Annotated in this window: 25 protein-coding genes and 1 other annotated feature; of the genes, 17 read left to right on the top strand and 8 right to left on the bottom strand. The window is 38.7% G+C overall.

Annotated elements, in window-relative coordinates; all coding sequences use genetic code 11:
- Nucleotides 1–25: 25 nt before the first annotated feature.
- The 4 genes from yajC to IGI37_RS14070 all read left to right on the top strand — a co-directional run bounded on the left by yajC (nucleotide 26) and on the right by IGI37_RS14070 (nucleotide 4,722).
- Nucleotides 26–355 (top strand): preprotein translocase subunit YajC, encoded by a 330-nt coding sequence (yajC, locus tag IGI37_RS14085; protein ID WP_438762702.1) that lies wholly within the window; start codon nucleotides 26–28, stop codon nucleotides 353–355.
- Nucleotides 356–461: 106 nt separating this feature from the next.
- Nucleotides 462–740, top strand: coding sequence for a post-transcriptional regulator (locus IGI37_RS14080; RefSeq protein ID WP_438762701.1), 279 nt, complete (start codon nucleotides 462–464; stop codon nucleotides 738–740).
- A 250-nt stretch (nucleotides 741–990) separates the two neighbouring features.
- Entirely contained in the window at nucleotides 991–3,588 is a 2,598-nt protein-coding gene (gene adhE / locus IGI37_RS14075) for a bifunctional acetaldehyde-CoA/alcohol dehydrogenase (RefSeq protein ID WP_438762700.1), read from the top strand.
- Between the two features lie 624 nt (nucleotides 3,589–4,212).
- Nucleotides 4,213–4,722, top strand: coding sequence for a hypothetical protein (locus IGI37_RS14070; protein ID WP_438762699.1), 510 nt, complete (start codon nucleotides 4,213–4,215; stop codon nucleotides 4,720–4,722).
- Nucleotides 4,723–4,835: 113 nt separating this feature from the next.
- Here IGI37_RS14070 and fni read toward each other — a convergent pair whose 3' ends face one another.
- Genes fni through mvk form a run of 4 tightly spaced genes read right to left on the bottom strand, consistent with a single transcriptional unit; the run spans nucleotide 4,836 to nucleotide 8,879 of the window.
- Complete coding sequence (gene fni, locus IGI37_RS14065; RefSeq protein WP_438762698.1) at nucleotides 4,836–5,879, bottom strand: type 2 isopentenyl-diphosphate Delta-isomerase; 1,044 nt, start codon at nucleotides 5,877–5,879, stop codon at nucleotides 4,836–4,838.
- Complete coding sequence (locus IGI37_RS14060) at nucleotides 5,876–6,958, bottom strand: phosphomevalonate kinase (RefSeq protein WP_438762697.1); 1,083 nt, start codon at nucleotides 6,956–6,958, stop codon at nucleotides 5,876–5,878. The genes fni and IGI37_RS14060 overlap by 4 nt, the downstream gene beginning before the upstream one ends.
- Nucleotides 6,959–6,970: 12 nt before the next feature.
- Nucleotides 6,971–7,948 carry a diphosphomevalonate decarboxylase gene (gene mvaD, locus IGI37_RS14055; RefSeq protein ID WP_438762696.1) on the bottom strand — a complete coding sequence of 326 codons (978 nt, stop codon included), beginning with the start codon at nucleotides 7,946–7,948 and terminating at the stop codon, nucleotides 6,971–6,973.
- The gene (mvk, locus tag IGI37_RS14050) at nucleotides 7,941–8,879 is read right to left on the bottom strand and encodes a mevalonate kinase (protein ID WP_438762695.1); all 939 of its coding nucleotides are present in this window, start codon (nucleotides 8,877–8,879) and stop codon (nucleotides 7,941–7,943) included. The genes mvaD and mvk overlap by 8 nt, the downstream gene beginning before the upstream one ends.
- Nucleotides 8,880–9,247: 368 nt before the next feature.
- On the opposite strand from mvk, the gene IGI37_RS14045 reads away from it, so the two are divergent.
- A complete protein-coding gene (locus tag IGI37_RS14045) occupies nucleotides 9,248–9,892 on the top strand; it encodes a deoxynucleoside kinase (RefSeq protein WP_438762694.1) in 645 nt (214 codons plus the stop codon).
- A 775-nt stretch (nucleotides 9,893–10,667) separates the two neighbouring features.
- Nucleotides 10,668–11,168, top strand: a complete 501-nt coding sequence (locus IGI37_RS14040) for a QueT transporter family protein (protein WP_438762693.1) — start codon at nucleotides 10,668–10,670, stop codon at nucleotides 11,166–11,168.
- Nucleotides 11,169–11,755: 587 nt separating this feature from the next.
- On the opposite strand, the gene cbpA is transcribed toward IGI37_RS14040, so the two are convergent.
- Nucleotides 11,756–12,400, bottom strand: a complete 645-nt coding sequence (cbpA, locus tag IGI37_RS14035; protein WP_438762692.1) for a cyclic di-AMP binding protein CbpA — start codon at nucleotides 12,398–12,400, stop codon at nucleotides 11,756–11,758.
- Nucleotides 12,401–12,743: 343 nt separating this feature from the next.
- Between cbpA and IGI37_RS14030 the strand changes: the two genes are divergently transcribed.
- The 6 genes from IGI37_RS14030 (at nucleotide 12,744) to IGI37_RS14005 (ending at nucleotide 16,946) form a co-directional block, all read left to right on the top strand.
- A complete protein-coding gene (locus tag IGI37_RS14030) occupies nucleotides 12,744–14,159 on the top strand; it encodes an ISLre2 family transposase (protein WP_438760992.1) in 1,416 nt (471 codons plus the stop codon).
- 260 nt (nucleotides 14,160–14,419) lie between these two features.
- On the top strand, nucleotides 14,420–14,572 hold the full coding sequence (gene rpmG, locus IGI37_RS14025) for a 50S ribosomal protein L33 (protein WP_161841189.1): 153 nt from the start codon (nucleotides 14,420–14,422) through the stop codon (nucleotides 14,570–14,572).
- Nucleotides 14,573–14,584: 12 nt separating this feature from the next.
- On the top strand, nucleotides 14,585–14,755 hold the full coding sequence (gene secE, locus IGI37_RS14020) for a preprotein translocase subunit SecE (RefSeq protein ID WP_438762691.1): 171 nt from the start codon (nucleotides 14,585–14,587) through the stop codon (nucleotides 14,753–14,755).
- Nucleotides 14,756–14,925: 170 nt separating this feature from the next.
- Nucleotides 14,926–15,468 carry a transcription termination/antitermination protein NusG gene (gene nusG / locus IGI37_RS14015; protein ID WP_438762690.1) on the top strand — a complete coding sequence of 181 codons (543 nt, stop codon included), beginning with the start codon at nucleotides 14,926–14,928 and terminating at the stop codon, nucleotides 15,466–15,468.
- Between the two features lie 60 nt (nucleotides 15,469–15,528).
- Nucleotides 15,529–16,389, top strand: coding sequence for an alpha/beta fold hydrolase (locus IGI37_RS14010; RefSeq protein WP_438762689.1), 861 nt, complete (start codon nucleotides 15,529–15,531; stop codon nucleotides 16,387–16,389).
- Nucleotides 16,390–16,451: 62 nt separating this feature from the next.
- Complete coding sequence (locus tag IGI37_RS14005) at nucleotides 16,452–16,946, top strand: prolyl-tRNA synthetase associated domain-containing protein (protein ID WP_438762688.1); 495 nt, start codon at nucleotides 16,452–16,454, stop codon at nucleotides 16,944–16,946.
- A gap of 168 nt (nucleotides 16,947–17,114) precedes the next feature.
- Here the strand turns inward: IGI37_RS14005 and sdaAA are convergent, their stop codons facing one another.
- Nucleotides 17,115–17,990: an L-serine ammonia-lyase, iron-sulfur-dependent, subunit alpha gene (sdaAA, locus tag IGI37_RS14000; RefSeq protein ID WP_438762687.1), complete on the bottom strand. Its 876-nt coding sequence runs from the start codon at nucleotides 17,988–17,990 to the stop codon at nucleotides 17,115–17,117.
- A gap of 13 nt (nucleotides 17,991–18,003) precedes the next feature.
- Entirely contained in the window at nucleotides 18,004–18,672 is a 669-nt protein-coding gene (gene sdaAB, locus IGI37_RS13995) for an L-serine ammonia-lyase, iron-sulfur-dependent subunit beta (protein ID WP_438762686.1), read from the bottom strand.
- 269 nt (nucleotides 18,673–18,941) lie between these two features.
- Here sdaAB and IGI37_RS13990 point away from each other — a divergent pair, with 269 nt between their 5' ends.
- From IGI37_RS13990 to rplL, 5 genes are all read left to right on the top strand, one after another.
- Complete coding sequence (locus tag IGI37_RS13990; RefSeq protein WP_438762685.1) at nucleotides 18,942–19,481, top strand: hypothetical protein; 540 nt, start codon at nucleotides 18,942–18,944, stop codon at nucleotides 19,479–19,481.
- 294 nt (nucleotides 19,482–19,775) lie between these two features.
- On the top strand, nucleotides 19,776–20,198 hold the full coding sequence (rplK, locus tag IGI37_RS13985) for a 50S ribosomal protein L11 (protein WP_438762684.1): 423 nt from the start codon (nucleotides 19,776–19,778) through the stop codon (nucleotides 20,196–20,198).
- 128 nt (nucleotides 20,199–20,326) lie between these two features.
- A complete protein-coding gene (gene rplA / locus IGI37_RS13980) occupies nucleotides 20,327–21,016 on the top strand; it encodes a 50S ribosomal protein L1 (RefSeq protein WP_438762683.1) in 690 nt (229 codons plus the stop codon).
- 54 nt (nucleotides 21,017–21,070) lie between these two features.
- Nucleotides 21,071–21,197: a sequence feature (ribosomal protein L10 leader region), on the top strand.
- Between the two features lie 53 nt (nucleotides 21,198–21,250).
- Nucleotides 21,251–21,751, top strand: a complete 501-nt coding sequence (gene rplJ, locus IGI37_RS13975; RefSeq protein WP_438762682.1) for a 50S ribosomal protein L10 — start codon at nucleotides 21,251–21,253, stop codon at nucleotides 21,749–21,751.
- A gap of 60 nt (nucleotides 21,752–21,811) precedes the next feature.
- Nucleotides 21,812–22,180, top strand: coding sequence for a 50S ribosomal protein L7/L12 (rplL, locus tag IGI37_RS13970; RefSeq protein ID WP_438762681.1), 369 nt, complete (start codon nucleotides 21,812–21,814; stop codon nucleotides 22,178–22,180).
- 87 nt (nucleotides 22,181–22,267) lie between these two features.
- On the opposite strand, the gene IGI37_RS13965 is transcribed toward rplL, so the two are convergent.
- Nucleotides 22,268–23,407 (bottom strand): tyrosine-type recombinase/integrase, encoded by a 1,140-nt coding sequence (locus IGI37_RS13965; protein ID WP_438762680.1) that lies wholly within the window; start codon nucleotides 23,405–23,407, stop codon nucleotides 22,268–22,270.
- Between the last annotated feature and the right edge of the window lie 64 nt (nucleotides 23,408–23,471).

Raw genomic sequence — 23,471 nt, 5'->3', positions numbered from 1 at the left:
ATTACAAAACTGTGAGGTGAAATAAATGGCTTCTTTACCAATGCTTATGATGTTCGTTGTTCTTATCGGGATGTGGTTCTTCATGTCACGTTCACAAAAGAAACAACAACAAGAACGTCAAAACTTATTAGACAGTATGAAACCAGGTGATAACGTCGTAACAATCGGCGGATTACATGGCGTGATTTCTGAATTTAATGAAGACAAACGAACAGTCGTTTTAGATTGTGAAGGAATCTTTTTGGAATTTGACCGTGCGTCTATCAAGACAGTCAAACCAGCTGCTTCTGTTCAAGTTGATGATACTGTAACATCAATTGAAACATCTGAAGAGTCAAGCGATTCAGAAGAATAAACAAAAGCTTGGACGCCTCACTTACTCAGTGAGGCGTCTAGTAGAAGGCTCTGGAGTTGGCAGTTCTTGCTGGACTCCAGAACCTTTTTCTTTTTAGGAGGAAACGATGTTCAAACCATTAGAGAGATTTATCATCAATCAAGCCTACAAAACAAAGATAAAAGAATTCCATTCTACTGGTTATCAAGCGATTGGTTTAGAAGAATTAAAAAAATATTGTTCTGATTATCGGTGGCAGAAGAAAAAGAATCTTCCTACAGTCAAAGAAAAGAGGATGGACATTTTATCTATTCGCCCGAATGAATTCTTTGATTATCAGCAATTAAAAATTCAGACAACTACGCAAAAATTCCAAGAACTAGAAGATTTTTCTGATTTATTTTAATAAATATTGTTGGATTTCACGCAAGATTGTGTAATGATTAATTAGTTAAAAAGTTGTTTTCATGAAAATGGAAACAACTTTTTATTGTAAAGAATAAAAAAATATATTGGTTTACCCCTTGACGTATATGAGTTTATAAAATAACTGTGAAAATAATCACAAAAACTATTTACATTTACCTTTAAGTGTTGTATGATTTAAATGTGAAATGAGTAACAAATAAAAATAGTATCCAAATGGGAGGAACACAATGGCTAAGACGTTGAAAAAAGAAGAGACAAAAGAACTTGATGTTCAAGGAATGATTGATGAACTAGCAGCGAAAGCAAATGTTGCCTTAAAAGAAATGGAAGATTTCGATCAAGAAAAGGTTGACCATATCGTTCATCAAATGGCAATGGCTGCGTTAGATCAACATATGCCTCTTGCGAAATTGGCAGTTGAAGAAACAGGACGTGGGATTGTTGAAGACAAAGCAATCAAAAACATGTATGCTTCTGAATATATTTGGAATAGTATCAAACATGACAAAACAGTCGGTGTAATTAATGAAGATCCTCAAACAGGAATCATCGAGATTGCTGGACCAGTTGGCGTTGTGTGTGGTGTTACACCAACAACTAACCCAACTTCAACAACAATCTTCAAAGCAATGATTGCATTGAAAACAGCAAATCCAATTATCTTTGCTTTCCATCCAAGTGCACAAAAATGTTCTGCAGAAGCTGCACGTATCGTTCGTGATGCAGCGATTGCGGCTGGGGCTCCTGAAAACTGTGTACAATGGATTGAACAACCATCAATTGATGCAACATCAATGTTGATGAATCATCCTGGTGTCGCAATCGTCTTAGCAACTGGTGGACCTGGAATGGTTAAATCAGCTTATTCTACTGGTAAACCAGCATTAGGAGTTGGCGCTGGTAACGTTCCTGCTTACATCGAAAAAACAGCAAAAATCAAACGTGCAGTAAATGATTTAATCGTTTCTAAATCATTTGATAACGGTATGATTTGTGCTTCTGAACAAGCAGTTATCGTTGATAAAGAAATCTATGCAGCAGTTAAAGCTGAATTTGAAGCACATCAAGTATACTTCGTAAAACCAAACGAATTACAAAAACTTGAAGATGCAGTAATGAACGAAGGGAAATATGCAGTTAATCCAGCAATCGTTGGTCATTCTGCAGAAGCTATTGCAAAATTAGCGGGCATCAAAGTCCCTGCTGGAACAAAAATCTTAGTAGCTGAATTAGAAGGCGTTGGTGCTGAATACCCACTTTCACGTGAAAAATTATCACCAGTCTTAGCGATGATTAAATCAAATAATACAGAGCATGGCTTTGATTTATGTCAAGGAATGCTTGAACTTGGTGGATTAGGACATACTGCTGTTATCCACAGTGAAAATGAAGATTTACATGTAAAATTTGGTTTACGCATGAAAGCTTGCCGTATCTTAGTCAATACACCATCAGCAGAAGGCGGAATCGGTAATATTTATAATGAAATGATTCCATCATTAACATTAGGCTGTGGATCATATGGTAAAAACTCAGTTTCTCGTAACGTATCTGCCATCAACTTAATTAACGTCAAAACTGTAGCGAAACGGAGAAATAATATGCAATGGTTTAAATTACCGCCAAAAATTTTCTTTGAAAAAAATTCTTTACAATACCTACAAAAAATGGAAAATGTTGAACGCGTTATGTTAGTCTGTGACCCAGGAATGGTTCAATTTGGTTATGCTGATGTTGTTCGTAAAGAATTACAAAAACGTAAAAATGATGTGAAGATTGAAGTGTTCTCAGCAGTAGAACCAAATCCATCAACAAACACAGTTTACGCTGGAACAAAAGTTATGAATGATTTCCAACCAGATACAATCATCGCTTTAGGTGGTGGGTCTGCAATGGATGCTGCGAAAGGAATGTGGATGTTCTATGAGCACCCAGATACAGAATTCTTTGGCGCAAAACAAAAATTCTTAGATATTCGTAAACGTACGTACAAAATTGAAAAAGCAGTAAAAACTCAATTTGTATGTATTCCAACAACTTCTGGTACTGGTTCTGAAGTAACACCATTTGCGGTTATTACAGATAGTGAAACACATGTAAAATACCCATTAGCAGATTATGCGTTAACACCAGATGTAGCAATTGTGGATCCTCAATTTGTTATGTCAGTCCCAGCCTCAGTAACTGCTGATACAGGAATGGACGTATTAACACACGCAATTGAGTCATATGTTTCAGTTATGGCATCTGACTACACACGTGGTTTAAGCTTACAAGCAATTAAACTTGTGTTTGATTACCTAGAAAAATCTGTGAAAACACCTGATATGGAATCACGTGAAAAAATGCATAATGCATCAACAATGGCTGGTATGGCATTTGCTAATGCTTTCTTGGGGATTTGTCACTCAGTTGCACACAAAATCGGTGGAGAATACAACATTCCACACGGACGTACGAACGCAATTCTATTGCCTCATATTATCCGTTACAATGCGAAGGATCCATCAAAACATGCAATGTTCCCTAAATATGATTACTTCCGTGCAGACACTGATTACGCAGATATTGCGAAATTCTTAGGTCTTAAAGGAAAAACAACGGCTGAATTAGTAGAATCATTAATTAAAGCTGTAGCTGATTTAGGAACATCTGTTGGTATCGATATGAACTTGAAGGCTCAAGGAGTGACTCAAGAAGTATTAGACGCAACAGTAGACCACATGGCTGAATTAGCTTACGAAGACCAATGTACTACAGCGAATCCAAAAGAACCATTAATCAGCGAATTGAAACAAATCATCATTGATGCTTATAACGCATAATTCGAATTTTTAGTGGATAGAAATGCTTTAAAAAGAGGTTGAGACTGGGACATAACTTTATCAGTTATGTCCTAGTCTCTTTTTATCCGAATAAACGGTGGGTACAGAAGCAACTCCATCTGCACGTTGTTCCGCTCTCAACAACTTCTACGCATGAGACATGCTAGAGTTGAAGGTCTTCACTCCGCCCCACCAATTTCTAAAGGTGGAACACCTGTAGAACAGATGGACTGCGCTCCGCTCTCAACAACTTCTACGCATGAGACATGCTAGAGTTGAAGGTCTTCACTCCGCCCCACCAATTTCTAAAGGAGGAACACCTGTAGAACAGATGGACTGCGTTCCGCTCTCAACAACTTCTACGCATGAGACATGCTAGAGTTGAAGGTCTTCACTCCGCCCCACCAATTTCTAAAGGTGGAACACTTGTAGAACAGATGGACTGCGTTCCGCTCTCAACAACTTCTACGCATGGGAGATGCTAGAGTTGAAGGTCTGCGCAAAAAGACTCCGATTTCATTTGGACCTTATAGGCACTGATGCAAAAGATAGATTGAAAAAGAGGCGGAAAATAGGTACACTAGGTATACAGTTGAAAACGTACACAAAGGATGTGGATTTATAATGGAAACAATTCAAACCGCATTAGATGAATTAGTTAAGTCAAGAAACAAACTAATGACTTTATTACCAAGATTAAAAGGGAACAAACAGCTATCTGCAAATGAGGAGATAAGGACCTTTGTCTTTGATTTACAGGATTATAGTGATGCACTGACTGTCGTGACAGATTTTTCTGATAGTCAAAAAGAGGCGAGTGTTTCGGTTGTGCCTCAAGAAATCAGCCAGCTGTTTTCAGAGCAACGTCAGGTGTTACAAGCTTTAGTGGCTGAATTTACACAGTTATCTGATAAGATGGAAGCAGGGGAAGAAACTGAACCCTTTCATGGGCTGACAGCGGGAGGTATACGCCGACTAGCTGGGAGTTTACAAGGGCTGATTGAGATGAATGGTCAGCTACTTCAAGAGAATCTAAATTTCCAGCGTTTCATTCAAGGAGTAGAAGTCTCTGAAGAAGTGCCAACAGAGGTGGAAGAAAAAACAGGCTTTTTCAAAAAACTGTTTGGGAAATAAAACAGCTTCGTGAGTAAATAGCCATGGCAGGCACCGATAGTCATAGTTAGTAATCAGCCTAAAACAAACGAGCAACACTCTGAAGCATCTAAGAGTGTCGCTCGTTTATTTTTTTAGTTTCTCAAGCCGTATTTACTTAGATCAATCTGTCGTGCTTGTGCCCAATCTTTTGGATAACCAGTAAGAATTAGGGGCTGTTTTTTAAGGTCCGCTGTTGTTTTACTGCCAGTCATAGTATAAAGGACGCGCAGTTCTTCTTGCCAATGTTGAATCAATTCGATAGTTTTATCGGTGCCATCTGAAAGTAGTGAATTGAGAATGGTTCCAGACACTCCGACTGCATCTGCACCTAGACAAAGTGCCTTAAAAATATCATAGGCATCGCGTATGCCACCAGAAGCAACCTTTTGAAAATTTCTAGTTAACTCATTGGCTTCTAGTAAAGAAACCACGGTTGATTGGCCCCAATTGTCTAGGTAGCTGAATTCTCGTTTCTTTCGGCGCGCATTCTCAATTTGAGTAAAGCTAGTCCCTCCTTGGCCACTGACATCGATTGTTTGAATACCAACAGATAGAAGTGCTTGGATGGTCTCGCGTGTCATGCCAAAGCCAACTTCTTTGACTAAAATTGGCACATTCAGCTCTTGATTGATTGCTTCAATCGTAGATAACCAGCTGTTGAAATCCCGATCTCCTTCAGGCATCACTAGCTCTTGAGGGGCGTTTAGATGGATTTGTAAGCCATCTACTTTGAACAATTCAACAGCTCGTTTTGCCTGCTCAACAGCAACCCCACCACCAATGTTAATAAGTATCTTTCCTTCTGGATAGACCTCTCTCATCACTCGGTAAGAGTCAATTAGTTGCTCGTCTTTGAGTGCCGCACTAACAGAACCTGTCGCAATGAGTAAGCCTGTTTCCTTAGCAATAAGTGCTAGTTGGCGATTGATTTCTTTTGTTTTTGGACTACCACCAGTCATTGCATTGATATAAAAAGGGCTACTCAAAGTAAAGTTAAAAAGTTTTGTCGACAAATCGACTTCCTTCAAGGATATCTCTGGCAACGAAGAATGGACGAGTCGAACGCTGTCAAAGTCATTTGTTTTTTCTTTATGAAAAGCTTTTGCTAAAGAGACGTGTTCGTCTTTTCGATTCATTTATAATCCTTTCTGGGACGGTTATAGACATGAAGGGGAAGGGGCGTAATTTCTGCTTTTTCCCACGCGCTCATCAAAGGTAGAATACCTGATTTTTGATTGAATAAGACAATCCCGCAGTCTCCTCCACCAGCACCAGAAGATTTAGCCGCACCATCAAAGGACTCTGCCAAATCACAAAGCTCTTTTAAGGCGGTTGTTTCAATGGTAACACCAGTCAAGTGAGACAGTTCGTTTAGTAAGCGACGATTTTTTCGAATCATCTGCTGAATTAAATGGACGTCATCAACCATGAAACCATGGATAATTTGTTCCACACATTTTTTGCTTTCGGAAAGAAATTCTTGATACCTAGTTTGTTGTTGTTCTTTTGATTGATGAACTTGATCAACTAAGTCAGAAGTTGAGGCAGGGCTTCCTGTCCAACCAATAATTAAGCGTAAATCTTTCGGAGCCTCCAGCGGTTGAATCAATAGACCCGGCCAATCCATTTGAAGTAATTGAGTAACAGAACAACCTTTTTGTTGATGAATCCACTGATGGTCAAAGGTTGAGAAGGCTAACCAGCCGCCATAACAACTAGCTGCGATATCTCCGCAAGAGCCGTTTCCTTGGACTTCTAAGTGAGCTAAAGCCGCTAGCTTGAAGATTTCCAATAAATCTAGCTGTAAGCCGTAGAACTCATTTAAGGCCTTAATTGTTGCGACTGTAACGGCGCCACTTGATCCCAGCCCGTACTTGCGACCATTTGAACTATCTAGTTCGCTAGTCACTTTTAAATCGTAAAACGAAAGTAAGACATTTTTTTCTTGCGCATACTTTTCAGTTAAACGAATGGCGGCGAGAATGTAGTGAAAGGGATTTTCACGAATATCTAAAACTAGTTCGCCATCTCTTCTTGTCCAACGAATAGGTAGGTCGCTATATTGGGTAGAGCGGATACTACCGATTTTTCTAGCGGCGTTCATAGTAACGGTCACAAACTGATCAACAGCTACGATAATTGCAGGATGGCCAGTTTCAACAACTGCATACTCTCCAGCAATATATAGTTTTCCAGGTGCAGATACTTCAATCATGATAGACTTCCTTTACTTTAAGATTTCAATTCCAGGGCCGGCATATGCGCAGACCAATTGAGAAGAATCAAAGAGTGTTTCTAAATATTTTTTGACATCTTTGCTATTCTTTTTTTCTACTAGGATTTTGACATTTGGGCCAGCATCCATAGTGAAATAACAATTTATACCATCTGCACGTAACTTACGAACTGCTTGCATCGCTTTTAGACTATCGGGTGACCAATAAGTGAACGGCGGTACAGCGGCCAAAGTTGTGCCATGCATTTTCAAACCATTTGCTTCAGTGACTTCGCCTAACGCAATAAAATCTTTTTCTTGGATCGCTTTTTTGGCCGTTGCTAAATCTTTAGGAGCATCAGCTAACCAGCCAGGATAAAAGCTTGAGGTTGTGACTGTTCTGTACATACCATCTCGACTCGAAACATCCTTTTGTTGGTCATTTACAAGAACAAAAAGCATAGCCAAATCATCTTCCCAGTGATCTGAACTCAGTGGTGTAGCATAGGAGGAATGATCATCGATTCCTTGTTCCCATTCAACAAAACCACCAAAGATACTTCGACAAGCAGAGCCTGAGCCGCGCCGAGCTAACCGAGAAAGGTCAGTCTCAGATAGCTGTAGCTTGAGGGCTTCATTACTAGCTGCCGCCAAAGCTGCTAAACCACTTGCTGAAGAAGCTAATCCTGCAGCAGTGGGAACAAAATTTTCGCTGGTGACTTGTGCATAGAGATTCTTTTTGGCAATCTCTCGAACTAAATCAAGAAACTGACTGATTTTTTTTGTCGCTTTTTCATCCTGTAATACGCCATCTAAATAGAAGGTATCTTGTGTGAAGGTCTCATTAAAAATGACTTCAGTCTCAGTGTAAAAGGCGTCCAGTGTTAATGACAAACTGTTATTCATTGGAAGAATCAGTGTTTCATCTTTTTTCCCCCAATATTTAATTAAAGCAATATTTGTAAATGCGCGTGCGCGTCCTTTATGCATAGGTATGTACTCCTAATCCTTGAATCCAAGTAGAGACGGCACCATTTTTTTCCAGTGCTTCACAAACTACCTGTGCTTCTTTTTTTGTATTGGTTAAAGCAATCATACAGCCACCACGACCGCCACCTGTCAGCTTAGCGCCCAACGCACCTGCGCTTAAAGCGGTCTGAATTAGCGTGTCCAATAGCTGATTGCTTACAGTTAATTTCTTTAAATGTTGTTGTGCTTCATTCATGATATCAGCGAGTCGTTGAACTTGGTTTTCACTAATCGCTTTTTTAGCTTCTTTAGAAAGTGCGCCTAACAGATGAATGTGTCGCATGATTTCTTGACCAGGATCTCCAGAGACCAGATTCGAAACATCTTTAACGGCTTCTCTTGTTTGTCCTTTTACGCCCGTATCGGCTACCACTAAGAAGGCATCAATATTTAAAGGAAAGAAGTTGAACGGATGGCCCTTTGTAAAGTACATCGGGTCGTGACCGCTTGTTGCTGCAGCATCGATACCACTAGGGTTGCCATGAGCAATTCGTTCTGCTTGTTCGACATAAGCCAGCAACTTTTCTTGTGAAAGTGATTGGTCTAGTAAATCAAAAAAAGCGCGAGTAATTGCTACCGCGACGGCAGCGCTTGACCCCATCCCGCGTTCAGCAGGAATGGTACTTTCAATGTTCAGTGATAAAGGCCCTATTGGAAAGTCCTTTTGTAATTGATTGATTAACACTTTTATACTATTTAAAGTCTCAGGGGCTCCTTCTAATGAACCGTCATAATAGGCACAGTGTAATTGGAAAGAGTCGCAGGGGTGAATCGTTGCGTTAATATTAGTTGCTAGAAAAGGAAAGGCGATTGCAGGTTCTCCGTAAACAACAGCATGTTCGCCCATCAGAATGATCTTTCCGTTTGCTTTTCCGTAGCCAATAGTTTTCATTTGATGTAGCTCCTTTAACGAATAAAATCCTATTCTATTTTACACGATAATTACTGAAAACCAAGTAAAAATAGTGAAAAGTTAGAACTTCCCATGAATTTCAGGTGATTTTAGCAAAAAAAATCCCTCATCTATAGATAAGAGGTGAATATATAGGGATACTCGACTTATTCATTTTATCCGTGAATCCTCTATAAGTAAATTAAACTTGCAGAGTTTTATAAAAATTTGTGATTTTCTTAAAGGATTTTTGAGAAATGGATGAGTCTTTCTTGGTCGAGATTGACGACTATTCACGAAGAGAGTATAGTAAATGAGTTAGATTTTTATCGTATATCGAGAATAATGATGAAGTGAGTTGGAGGTCAATGAGTGTGATAGTATTAGCAGGTACCATTGGAGCAGGCAAATCTAGTTTGACAAAAATGATGGCGGAACATTTGAATAGCCAAGCATTTTATGAATCTATCGATGATAATGAAGTACTGCCCTTATTTTATGCAAATCCTGAGCAGTATGCCTTTTTATTACAAATCTATTTTTTAAATAAACGCTTTGAGAGTATTAAACAGGCGCTAGTGGATGATAACAACATTTTGGATCGTTCTATCTATGAAGATTCTTTATTGTTTCATTTAAACGCAGATTTAGGTCGCGCCACAGAAACGGAAGTTAAGGTTTATGATGAACTATTAGCCAACATGATGGAAGAGTTGCCGTTTGCTGCACAAAAGAAACATCCTGACTTGTTGGTCCACATCCGAGTTTCTTTTGAGACCATGCTTAAGAGAATCGAAAAACGAGGGCGCGATTATGAGCAATTGGCTGCTGACCCGACCCTTTATGATTATTATAAAGAGTTAAACAAACGCTATGATAGGTGGTATGAAGAATACAATGAAAGTCCCAAAATTCAAATTGACGGTGATCGTCATAATTTTGTGGATGACGCTAAAGCAAAAGAATATGTGCTTCAGCTAATTGATGAAAAACTGGCAGAGATTCGAAAGTAAATTTTGGCTAGGTCTAAAAAAGTAAATAGACGACAATAGAACTAGAAAATAAGAAGGATTCTCCTAAGAAACTAAAAAACAGAAGACTAGAAATCATTTTTATGATTTTCGGTCTTCTGTTTTATTTTGTCTTAAGACTTATGTCCCAAGCTCTCTTTATCCGAATAAACGGTGGGTACAGAAGCAACTCCATCTTCACTCCGCCCCATCAATTTCTAAAGGTGGAACACCTTTAGAATTGATGGACTGCGTTCCGCTCTCAACAACTTCTACGCATGGGACATGCTAGAGTTGAAGGTTCGAAAAATAAGCTGAAATTGCTGTGAAACACTATTTACAAAGTAAATAGATGTAGAACAGTACCTACCTGGTCACAAAAATTTGAAGAACACCACGTAGGAATCAATCAACATCGAAAGAAAGGCTTTCGTTTTTCTTGTCATTTCCGTGAATTCCATCTACACTCCGATCTCATCAATTTCTAAAGGTGAAACACCTTAAGAATTGAAGGACTGCGTTCCGCTCTCAACAACTTCTACGCATGAGACATGCTAGAGTTGAAGGTTCTTATTGCTGTAAAACACAACGAAGTATGAGTTGATGTGGCACAGTACCTACCCGGTTCTCGGAGTTAAACACTCCTGTCCCAACCTCTTTTTGTCTACACTAGGAATTGAAACTCTAAGGGAATCTGTTATAATAGGTGATTGTTGCAAGTCAACCGCAGTTCATCAACCATCCTGCGACATCAAAACTAGGAGAAAGGAATGGTTTTATGCAAACAAAAAGTAGTAAACGGTTAAGATTTATTGTAGTAAATGGTATTATTATGGCTCTTTATCTAGTCCTCTCAATTCTTGTACAGCCCGTTTCATCAGGACCTATCCAGTTACGCATTTCCGAAAGTCTCAATCATGTAGTGGTGTTCAATCGGAAGCTAATGTGGGGTGTCTTTGGCGGGGTAGTCGTCTACAATTTGATTTGGGGTTATGGGGCGATGGATGCCTTGTTTGGTGGGACGCAGACGCTTCTTTCATTGGGGCTGACCGCGTTAATCTATCATCAAGTGAAAAATGTCAAGCTTCGATTGTTCATTAATACTTTGGCATTTACAGCTAGTATGGCTCTTATTGCTTTGATGCTCAATATGACGGGTGGCGAAGCATTCTGGGCGACGTATGGTACGCTTGCTGCAAGCGAGTTTATTATCATGGGACTATCGGCTCCTCTTATGTATTACGTGAATAAACGCGTACAGTTTGAGAAACGAGCTTAATTAAATTAATGAGAAAAAGGAGGTTGGGCGCATAACTAAAAAAGTTATGTCCCAACCTCCTTTATCCGAATAAACGGTGGGTACAGAAGCAACTCCATCTTCACTCCGCCCCATCAATTTCTAAAGGTGGAACACCTTTAGAAATTGATGGACTGCGTTCCGCTCTCAACAACTTCTACGCATGGGACATGCTAGAGTTGAAGGTCTTCACTCCGTAAAACCACTCCGATCTCATCAATCTCTAAAGGTGAAACACCTTAAGAATTGAAGGACGTTGTTCCGCTCTCAACAACTTCTATGCATGAGACATGCTAGAGTTGAAGGTTCGGAAATAAGCTGAAATTGCTGAGAAACACTATTTACAAAGTAAATAGATGTAGAACAGTACCTACCTGGTCACAAAAATTTGAAGAGCACCACGTAGGAATCAATCAACATCGAAAGAAAGTCTTTCGTGTTTCTTGTCATTTCCGTGAATTCCTTCTTATTTCTCGGAGTTAAACACTTCTGTCCCATCCTCTTAAATAGATAGAGCAAGTTTGTTTGGCCGTAAAAGTAGACAGAATGAACAAGCTTATCTGTTGATTTTAATGCTCAGAATTTTGAAGATCCTCAATCTCAAGCACTTTGAAGCTCTTACGTTCCAAATGTTCAACAACTGTATCACAAAGGTCCTTACTTGTTTTGGCAGGAAGTGTGATAAGTGTTCGACGAATGAATTCATCTTTGCCAATATCAAGAGTAATACAGCTTGCTACGCTACAATATTTTGAGATGATCTTTGTAATTGCTGCAAGGTCACCTTGTTTCCCAGTTGATGCAATCGTTAATACATAACTTCCATTGTCAATGCTCCAAGATTGAGATAACATATTTAATAAAGAACTGTGCGTAAGAATACCGTAAAAATGATTGTTATCATCTAGTACAGTGATGTAAGGTAATTCTTTAATCGTGAAGAAAACTTTAAAGAATGAAGTATTTACATAGATGTATTTTGTCGCATTTTTTAAGAGATGAGTGACTGGAAGCGTCATATCTCCGCCGTTTGATTTGTGGCGATAAATGTGCATCTTATAAATATTTCCACGGAAAATTTTTCCGGAATCATCTAAAATAGGGACACAACGATACCCAGAATCTTCGAGAATCTCTAATGCTTCTTCTAAAGTATTGGTTTCTTTGACAGTTGTTAAATCCTTTTTTTTGTAAACCATCGTTTTTAATAACATAAATATCCCTCCGTCAAGACATAAGTATTTTGTCATGTTCATCATATCATACCTTAAGAAAAAACAACAATAGAAGTCAGTGATTCAAAGAGAAAATCGTCAGTAGAAAAACTATCTCAAAAATAGAAATCGTCGCTCGTTTATTCTAAAAAAATGACGATTGTCGTGAGTGGGAGTAGGTGAGAAGTAAAAATGGTTGAAATCGACAGAAAAGATAGACAAAAGAAGACGGAAAAAGTAGACTAAGTGTAAAATATATTGCGGTAAGATTTGAAAAAAAGAAAGAAGACCATTATTCTAATTGTTAGGTTTAGCGGCCAATAACAATAAGAGGATGGTCTTCATGGAAACTATTGTAAACGAAATTGCAGAAATTTTAAAGAGTGAATCGCATTTTATTGCAAAAGAAAAAGCATTAGTCATTTATCTTGCCAATTTGATCCGAGAAATCATCACAATGGCCTTTGAACAAATAGATGATGATTTAATTGGAGAATACAAAAAACAAGGGTATCAAATAGAAAAAAAGAACGATCGGAAATTATTGACAGTATTCGGCGAAATTCAATTCCGTAGAAGGCGATACATCAAGGAAGGCGAGTCTTCAGTTTATGCGTTAGATGTCTTTTTAGGATTGAAAAGCCATGATAGGTACAGTCATTTACTCAAACGAAATGTTGCGGAGCTTGCCAGCAAAATGACGTATCGGAATAGTGAGAAAGCCATAGAACTCTTGACTTCCTTCACCATGAGTCATCGAAAAATAAACCGGTTGGTCTTACAGGTGGGTGAAGAAATTAAAAGCCAACAAACGGCGGAAGAACGCTATGATGAAAGAAAAGATAAAAAGAGAAGACCTTCAGCGATTTACATTGAAGGAGACGGTATTCAAATTAAAGGTCAGAAAAAAAACCAATTAGAAATTTATCGATTTCAAGTATGTGAAGGTTCAAGACCAGTCGGGAAAAATCGAAGACAGTTGAAAAATTATCATGAGTTTGTAAGCCTTAGCCGTAAGCAAGCACTAAAAGAAACACAAGAGTACCTAGCAAACACGTATCGCCTTGAAAAAACCATTGTCATCAGTAATAGTGATGGTGGTTCAGGCTTTGAAAAAAATGTATTTGAAGAGCTAGCGGGAAATTGTAGACGGCATGAATTCTTTTTAGACGCGTACCATGTTAATCGAAAAATTAAAGAAAGACTCTCTAACTTCAAAGATTTACAGCCGTATCTAATGGAGGCTATTTGGCAAGCTTATAGTTGGGACAAGGTCGTTGTAGCGTTAGATACGGCGGCGAGCCTGTTAGTGGACGAGCAAGACACAGAAAAAAACCGAGAATCTCTGCGTCTATTAGAAAACTACTTAACTAGAAACTGGAAGTGGCTACAACCTTTTGAACAACGAAATTTAGCTGGGATTCAAAAATGCATAGGCACCTGTGAAAGCAATCATAGAGTGTACAGCTATCGAATGAAACGACAAGGACGCTATTGGACAAAGAGTGGAGCTGAAGCCATGGTGCGAGTGATATCAAGTATAAAAAACAAAGAAATTGAACAATGCTTGATGACAGATTATGCACCAGCAGAACCGGAAGACGCGTTGAAGAAACGCTGCCAACAAGCATTAAGAAATACGACTAGTAAGCGTTGGAATCGTTTTGAAGAGCATGTAGGCATTCAATACGGACATGTAACAGGAAAAGAAAAAACATCAACGGGCATGGGAAAACTGATTCGCGGATTATGTAGTTAAAAAAATTCATAATGCCCTACCAAATGGCAATTGTGTCAAGTAAATTATTTTTAGCAAAAATGATTTACTTGACACAATTCAACCAAGCGAAGCGCGGTAGGAAAGTGAAATAATATAAATAGAGCCGTACCTATCACTCTAAAATAATGGTTACCGCAAAATACTTGACACATACAAAAGTAGAAACGGAATTGACAGTTCAGGCAAATCATGCTAATGTTATTTGGTACATTTGTGAGCTTCAGTGAGGAGGAATACCCATGGCAACAAAAAAAGCAGCTCTTGCATGTTCTGTCTGCGGCTCTCGAAACTATACGAAGTCCGTTAGTGAAGGCAAACGAGGCGAACGTTTAGAGATTAATAAATTTTGTAAGTATTGTAATCAATATACACTACATAAAGAGACGAAGTAGGAGGATTTTTTTATGAAATTTTTACGTAGCGTAAAAGACGAGATGAAAAAAGTGACTTGGCCAACAGGAAAACAACTGCGCCGTGATACATTGATCGTTATTGAAACATCAATTATTTTTGCTGTTATGTTTTTCGTGATGGACACATTAGTTCAAAACGTATTCGCATGGATTCTAGGGTAGTCTTTATTCTATAAAGACCGTTTGAAAGAAGTTTGCATTTTTTTTAAAATGCCAACGATATTTGAGAATCAACTAGTAAAACGCGAGTAAGGGTGCTATAATAAGTGAGAAGAAAAACTTCGGGGAGACTGAGGTTTTTTTATTTTAGAATGAGATGAGGAGCCGAAAGAATGGAATCTTTTGAAAAAAATTGGTACGTGTTACATACGTATTCCGGCTATGAAAATAAGGTAAAAGCGAATATTGAATCTCGTGCGCAAAGTATGAGAATGGGCGACTATATTTTTCGTGTGGTTGTTCCTGAAGAAACAGAAACAGAAGTGAAAAATGGGAAAACAAAAGAAATCGTTCATAAAACATTCCCTGGTTATGTTCTAGTGGAGATGACGATGACGGATGATTCTTGGTATGTTGTAAGAAACACGCCTGGTGTAACCGGATTTGTGGGATCTCACGGAGCAGGAAGTAAGCCTGCACCATTATTGCAAGAAGAAATTAACCATATTCTTCGTTCGATTGGTATGAGTACTCGCCAATCTGATCTTGACGTAACAGTCGGAGAAGTTGTGAAGATTATCGAAGGGGCCTTCTCTGGTTTGGAAGGACAAGTCACTGAAGTTGATGAAGAGAAACAAAAATTAAAAGTGAATATTGATATGTTCGGTCGTGAAACAAGCACAGAATTAGACTTTGAACAAGTTGATAAGATTTAATTTGAGCCGAGAATTTCTCGGTTTTTTTTGTATAGTTTAAAGGTGTTGAGGAGGAGAAGGATGAGGAAAAATATTGCTGGATTACTTATTTTTATGCTTGTTTTATTGACTGCTTGTAGTGCAGCAAATCCAATTTCGAGTAACCCAAAAAAGGCTAAGAACGTCATAGCAGAAGTGAAAAAAACAGCTGTTCCAGCGCTGTTTATCCACGGGTATAGTGGGACGAAGGGGTCTTTTGGTGGCATGATTCATCGGCTAGAAGAAACTGGGATTGCAACAAAAGAACTTTTATTGACAGTATCGAGCACGGGGGAAGTCACTTCTGAAGGAACTTTGTCGGGGAATGAAACGAACCCCATCGTTCAGGTGTTATTTACGGACAATAAGAACAATGAATGGAATCAAGCAGAATGGATTCGTGCCTGCTTGTTGTATCTAAAGGAAAACTTCCAAGTCAATCAAGTGAATTTAGTAGGGCATTCAATGGGGGGAGTTAGCAGCTTACGCTATTTAGGTGCGTACGGTGCAGATACGAGACTTCCTACAATTGGAAAATTTGTTGCCATCGGTTCTCCTTTTAATGATTTTGATGAGACACCGAGTTTGACTATTTTAAATGAAGAACTGACCAATGGACCGACAAATAAATCAGCACGTTATCAGGAGTATCAACAGACAATTGGGCAGATTTCAACAGATATAGCCGTATTATTAGTTGCTGGGCAATTAAGCGATTCAGATTTAAGTGATGGCACTGTACCTCTGGGAAGTGCATTAGCCGTGAACGCCTTACTGACACAGAATGGGAATGCCGTTCAAACAAAAATTTTCGAAGGAAAGAATGCTCAACACAGTCAACTACATGAAAATAAAGACGTCGACCAGCTAGTAAGTAATTTTTTGTGGTCAATTAAAAAATGAGGATTGTGTGATGAAGAATACTGGAGATAAAATAATTAATGGAGAGAGGATATTTTAGGGAGATGACAATAAGCAAGTCGGATATTTTAGATTTTTTGAATGAATCACAGATTGACTATGAGCTGATGGAGCATAAGGCAGTTTATACGATGGCAGAACTTGAGAAAGTTGAGCTACTTCATCCAGAAGCAGAGGCTAAGAATCTATTTATTCGTGATGATAAAAAGAAAAACTATTATTTGATAACTGTGCAAGGTGAAAAAAGAATCGATTTAAAAGAGTTCAGAGAAAGGCATACAACGCGCCCCTTATCGTTTGCCTCAAAGGAAGACTTACAAGAGATGTTAGGGCTGACACCTGGAGCGGTGACGCCATTGGGCTTACTGAATGATACAAAACGACAGGTTCAGTTTTGTATTGATGAAGCGCTACTTGATGACCCTGGAATTATCGGTGTCCATCCTAATGATAATCAAGCAACTATTTGGTTGAAAACAACTGATTTGATTATGATAATCAGAAGGCATGGCAATCCCGTGGTCACTTTTACCCTGTGACCATTAGAGCTTAATGACAGAATATCAATTGCAAATAAAAAGTAAAAAAACGAAATGATGGGATTGCCAATCGCCGAGAATTAAACGGCTGTCTTAGAAAACAGCAAACAATGAAGGTCTACCAGAAAAACGTCTGCTCAAAGAGGCGTTTTTTTTGTAGACCCTTGTTTATTGGGTTTGTTTTTCTTGCAGTTCTTGGGTTATCGTTTGAGCAGTAGGGGTTACGGCTAGGCCACCCTCTGCTGTTTCTTTGAAAATAGCAGGCATTTGTCTGCCTACTTGATACATAGCCTGAATCACTTCGTCAGGAGGAATCACGCTTTTGATTCCAGCTAGAGCCATATCTGCAGAGATGAAGGCTTGAGAGGCACCCAAAGCATTTCGTTTCACACAAGGAACTTCGACAAGGCCCGCCACAGGATCGCAAATGAGGCCCATCATATTCTTTAAGGTGATGGCTAACGCATGTCCTGCATCTTCAGCTGTTCCACCGCTTGCACAGACAAGCGCGGCACTAGCCATAGCGCTTGCTGAACCGACTTCAGCTTGACAGCCACCTTCTGCCCCACTAATAGAGGCGTTATTTGCGATGACTAGACCAAATGCGCCAGCAGTAAATAGAAATTCGATTTGTTGTTCCTGTGTTAATTCTAGTCGTTTTGTGACAGCAAGCAAAACCCCTGGGACCACACCAGCGCTACCCGCAGTGGGGGTGGCACAGATAAGTCCCATCTTGGCATTGACCTCGTTAACGGCGATGGCATTTCGCACAGCAGATAGGATTGTTTCGCCACTAAGAAAGTTAGCCGAATTTAGGTAATCGTCTAAACGTTTTGCATCTCCACCGGTAATTTTCGTCACCGATGAAACGCCAGAAACACCTTCATCGATAGATTGTTTCATAACAACCAGATTCTGTTCCATCAACTCGATAATTTGCTCGCGTGTTCGTCCGCTTGTCTGCATTTCAGTTGCAATCATCAACTCAGAAACGCTTGCGTAGTGTTCTGCTTGTTGAATTAATTCTTGGATAGTAAGGAACATGATTTGTCTCCTTTTAGTCAAAATAATTTACGCTATAAATGTGTGGTAGCGTGACTAGTCTTGCCACGGTTTCACCAATTTGTGGGTCATCTACTTCAATAATCATAATGGCATTTTCACCCTTTGATTCTCTAGTTACTGTCATCGTGCTGATATTGATATTTGATTCTGAGAGGACACCAGTGACTTTTGCAATCATGCCAGGAAGGTCTTGATGAACTATGATATAGGTCGGCGTGCCCATACTCAAAGAAATTTTGAACCCATTTAATTCAGACAGCTGGATGTTGCCACCGCCAATAGAAATCCCTGTCACGGAAAGTGTTCGTTTGCCTTTTTTTAAGAGAATCTTGACAGAGTTTGGATGGTCAGCTTTTTCTTTTTTTGGAACAAAAAAGACGTCCATCTGCTCTTCGTAAGCAATTTTTAAGGAATCAGCTAAACGTGGGTCATCTGGTTCCATTCCCAAAAGGCCGCCGACTAAAGCGATGTCTGTTCCGTGTCCGCGATAAGTTTTGGCAAAAGATTCGTAAAGATAAATGTCAACAGAGTCAGGTTGCTCGCCAAAAATACTGCGAACGACTTTTCCGATTCGAGCGGCTCCAGCGGTATGAGAACTACTTGGGCCAATCATGATTGGTCCGATGATGTCAAACACGCTACGATACTTTAATTGATCCAATTGATTCACCTCTTAATTTTCTTGGATTAGCGTTACTATTCTTTGGTTGTAGTGTAGCACAAAGGGAAGGAAATTGAAGAAAATTTTTTGGATTATTAGCAGAAAATTAGTGTAATGATAGCTCTATTTAATAAATGAAAAAGTTTTTCAAATGTTTAGGAGAGCTTTTTGCAAGTAAGTAGGGAATTATCATGTGTTTTTCTCTGTTATCAAAGAAATCAGCGGTATAATTATGAAAATTAGTAGCTGAAAGATTCGGAGGGATAAGAATGATCATCGATGGCAAAGAAATTGTTTTTTTCTCAAAAAAGAAAGAGGTTCCCGCTAAATATTATCAGATTTTAGAAAGAGTGATAGTTAGTGAATTAAAAGCGCTAGTTTTTGTTGAACGGGTTAAAGTTAGGCAAGCAAAAAGAACCAATTCCCTTTATTTTGAAACAAGGGTGAAGGGAGTAGAAGAGGCTTTGACGGTATCGGTGCGCTCTCATTTTCCACTAGAAACCCGAGAAGATTACCTCTATATATTACTTCCTCACTATAAGGTCATGTCTGAAGTCATTGAGGATATTCGAAAAGAGATGACGACTTTGTATAATCAAAAAGCGGATGCAGCAGATAAAACAAAGTATCTTTGCCCAGAAGAACGACGATTGATGCAAGAGGATTTGGCCGATAAAAAGAAACCCAAGAAAAGAAAACACAATCTCCCAAATAAATCAAAGGGGACGCGAACTGATTTCAAGCGAGCACAACTTAGTTCCTATGAAGACTTTTTAAAGGAATTTAAGGAAAATGAATCCAAGCCTTAAAAGAAGGTGTTACGCCTCACAGTTGTGGCAGAGGTAAGAACGTATTTTTTAGCAATAGTTTGCCAAAAATTGGCGGAAATTGAAATACCTAAAGGGAACGGATCTGTTTATTTATGAAAATAAAAAGAAAATAGTGGGAAAAGGTTGAAAGTCGAAGGAATTTTGATATAATAAACCAGTGTGCTCCGAAGCACGCTATATTTTGTGTGCCGATTCTTGGCATAGAAAATGAAAGTGGGAGGAGAAATATGCATCTCCAATTAACCACATCACGGACTCAAGGAGGTATGTCTCGTGGCAAAAAAAGTAGAAAAAATCGTTAAATTGCAAATTCCTGCAGGTAAAGCAACTCCAGCTCCCCCAGTAGGTCCTGCACTAGGTCAAGCGGGTATTAACATCATGGGATTCACTAAAGAATTCAATGCTCGTACAGCTGATCAAGCAGGTTTAATCATTCCAGTGGTTATCTCTGTATACGAAGACCGTTCATTCACATTCGTTACAAAAACACCACCAGCAGCAGTATTATTGAAAAAAGCTGCAAAAGTTGAAAAAGGTTCAGGCGAACCAAACAAAAATAAAGTTGCTAAAGTTTCTAGCGATCAAGTAAAAGAAATCGCTGAGCTTAAAATGGAAGACCTAAACGCAGCAAGTATTGAAGCCGCAATGCGCATGGTAGAAGGAACTGCACGAAGCATGGGAATCACTGTAGAATAATTTTTATAGTCGATGTGACAAGTTAATTGTCAACCCTAAAGAAGTAGCTTCTCAGTCGAATCTGTATTGAAAGATATAGAATACGTGGGAGGTTAAACCGTTATAACCACAATCAAGGAGGAAACAAAATGGCTAAAAAGAGCAAAAAAATGCAAGATGCATTAAAAAAAGTTGATTTAACAAAAGTTTACCCTGTAGCAGAAGCAGTTGCTTTAGCAAAGGAAACAAATATCGCAAAATTTGACGCAACAGTTGAAGTTGCTTACCGTTTAAACGTAGATCCTAAGAAAGCTGACCAACAAATCCGTGGAGCAGTTGTGCTTCCAAACGGAACTGGTAAAACACAATCTGTGTTAGTTTTCGCTAAAGGTGAAAAAGCAAAAGAAGCAGAAGCTGCTGGCGCTGATTACGTTGGTGATGCAGACATGGTTCAAAAAATTCAAGGTGGCTGGTTCGGATTTGACGTAGTAGTAGCAACTCCAGACATGATGGCTGAAGTTGGGAAATTAGGTCGTGTCTTAGGCCCTAAAGGATTAATGCCTAACCCTAAAACTGGTACAGTTACAATGGACGTAACTAAAGCAATCAACGAAGTGAAAGCTGGTAAAGTAACTTACCGTGTTGATAAAGCTGGAAACATCCATGTACCGATTGGTAAAGTTTCATTTGATGATGCTAAATTAGTTGAAAACTTCAACACAATTCATGACACATTAATGAAAGCTAAACCATCAGCAGCAAAAGGTCAATACATGAAAAATATTTCAGTAACAACAACATTTGGACCTGGAGTTCACGTAGACCAAGCTTCTTTCTAATTTGAATTAAAATAATTCTTGACTCAATCGCCTTATCTATGGTAAGGTGGTTGAGGTTAATAATTAACTGTACCGAAGACAGTAGGTGACGTAAGTCTTAATTTCCTACCGAGGACAAATATTGATGAATATCAATAGTCCCTCTATGTCTACGGTGGCATGGGGTTATTTTTTTGCAACAAATTCGTTTGTTGTAGATCAACCTCTCCATCAAAATCAGGAGGTGAAATAAAAATGAGTGAAGCAGCAATTGCTAAAAAATCAGCAATCGTTGATGAAGTAACTGCTAAATTCGAAGCAGCTGCATCTGTAGTAGTCGTTGACTACCGTGGATTAACTGTTGAAGAAGTTACTGAATTACGTAAACAATTGCGTGAAGCAGGCGTTGAAATGAAAGTTATCAAAAATTCTATCCTTTCTCGTGCTGCCAAAAAAGCAGGTTTAGACGGCTTAGATGAAGTATTTACAGGACCAACTGCAGTCGCTTTCAGTAATGAAGACGTCGTAGCACCTGCAAAAATCATCGACGGATTTGCCGCTAATGCAAAAGCATTAGAAATCAAAGGTGGTATTATCGAAGGGAAAGTTTCTTCAGTTGAGGAAATCGCCGCTTTGGCAAAACTACCAAACCGCGAAGGACTTCTTTCTATGTTGTTATCTGTACTACAAGCGCCAGTCAGAAACGTGGCTTACGCTGTCAAAGCAGTGGCAGAAAAAGAAGGAGATGCAGCTTAATCGCCGCATAGAATTTGTTTAAAAATAAAACTATAATTACTCAAATGGAGGAAACAAAAAATGGCATTGAACATTGAAAACATCGTTGCTGAATTAAAAGAAGCAACTATCTTAGACTTAAACGACTTAGTAAAAGCTATTGAAGAAGAATTTGGCGTAACTGCTGCTGCTCCTGTAGCTGCTGCTGGCGCTGCTGCAGGTCCTGCTGCAGAAGAACAATCTGAATTCACTGTAGAATTAACTGCAGCTGGAGATCAAAAAGTTAAAGTTATCAAAGCAGTTCGTGAAGCAACTGGTCTTGGCTTGAAAGAAGCTAAAGCTGTAGTTGATGGCGCTCCTGCACCAGTTAAAGAAGGTATCTCTAAAGACGACGCTGAAGCATTAAAAGCTGCTTTAGAAGAAGTTGGAGCTACTGTAACTGTAAAATAATCACTTTTGATTATTATGAGCTAGAATCCTTGTCAGATAAGGGTTCTAGCTATTTTTTTGTTTTTTGACCATACTTTTGACCATCCCTTAAAAGTTGACATAATTTGAGAACTTTTCTGCCACTACATCTTTTTGTTTCTTAGTGATATGGGTGTAGATATTTAGTGTGGTTTGTACATCGCTGTGACCCAATCGATCCTGAACTTCTTTGACAGATAAGCCGGCTTCGAAAAGCAAACTGCAATGTGTGTGCCTAAATCCATGAATCTTTAAGCGAGGGAAGTCATGATTGTCACAAATTCTAGTTAAAACGTTGTTGAATCTTGTTAACGCGATATAGTTATTATTTTTTGACGCGAAGACTAATTGATTTGGTTGCATTGCATTTTGACCATATGCTAATAAATATTTTCTTTGATCTTTTCTCCATTGTCTTAATATATCGACAGTCCGCTGATCTAATGAAATCGTTCGATTAGAACTTGGAGTTTTTGGTGAAGTGGCGACGACTTTATTTTTCTCGTCTAAGGCGGCCGTTTTATTGATGGTGAGCTGCCTATCTTTAAAATCTACATCATTCCAAGTTAGCGCTAAGGCTTCACCTTTTCTTATTCCTGTAAAAGCAAGTAGTCTGAAGAATGGAAAAGTTAATGGAAAAGAGTCATTTTCACAGTAGGCAAGAAATTTTTTTAATTCATCAGCTTCCAAATAAACTTCTTTTTTAGTTTCAAGACTATTTTTTCCTGTAGAGAAGGAAACATAGGTCATTGGGTTATCCGTTAAAACATTCATTTTGATCGCAAAGTCGAACACTTTAGATACATAAGATTTTAAAGCTCGATGAGTCGCATAGTTTTCTTTCCATTCATTAATGGTATTTTGGCAATAAGAAACGGTGTATTTGGAAATACGCTTATCACCAAATTTTTCGGAGATGTTTTTATCGAAGAGAAATTTCACTCGTTGATAAGTGCTTTCTTTGACAGTATGCTTATACTGCCTGATCCATAAATCTTTGATCTGAGTGAATGTATAATTTTTCTCGGGTGTATATTTATTGTCTTTTACGTCAACTTTTAGTCGCGCTAACGCAATTTTCGCTTCTTGTGATGATTTGAATCCACGTCGAGTCGTGGACATTTTCTTACCAGTTAGGGGATCAATCCCTAGATAGGCCTTGAACATATAGGCAGTATCGCCATTTTTCTTTTGATATTTTTTTATCATAATTTCTCCTTTGTAATTCGCCAGTATATCAAAGGATATTTTTCTCCTTTCTTGTCGTAAGCAT

The organism is Enterococcus sp. AZ194 (genome assembly GCF_051713825.1).
Taxonomy (GTDB): domain Bacteria; phylum Bacillota; class Bacilli; order Lactobacillales; family Enterococcaceae; genus Enterococcus_K.
This window is presented reverse-complemented; position numbering and strand designations above follow the sequence as displayed.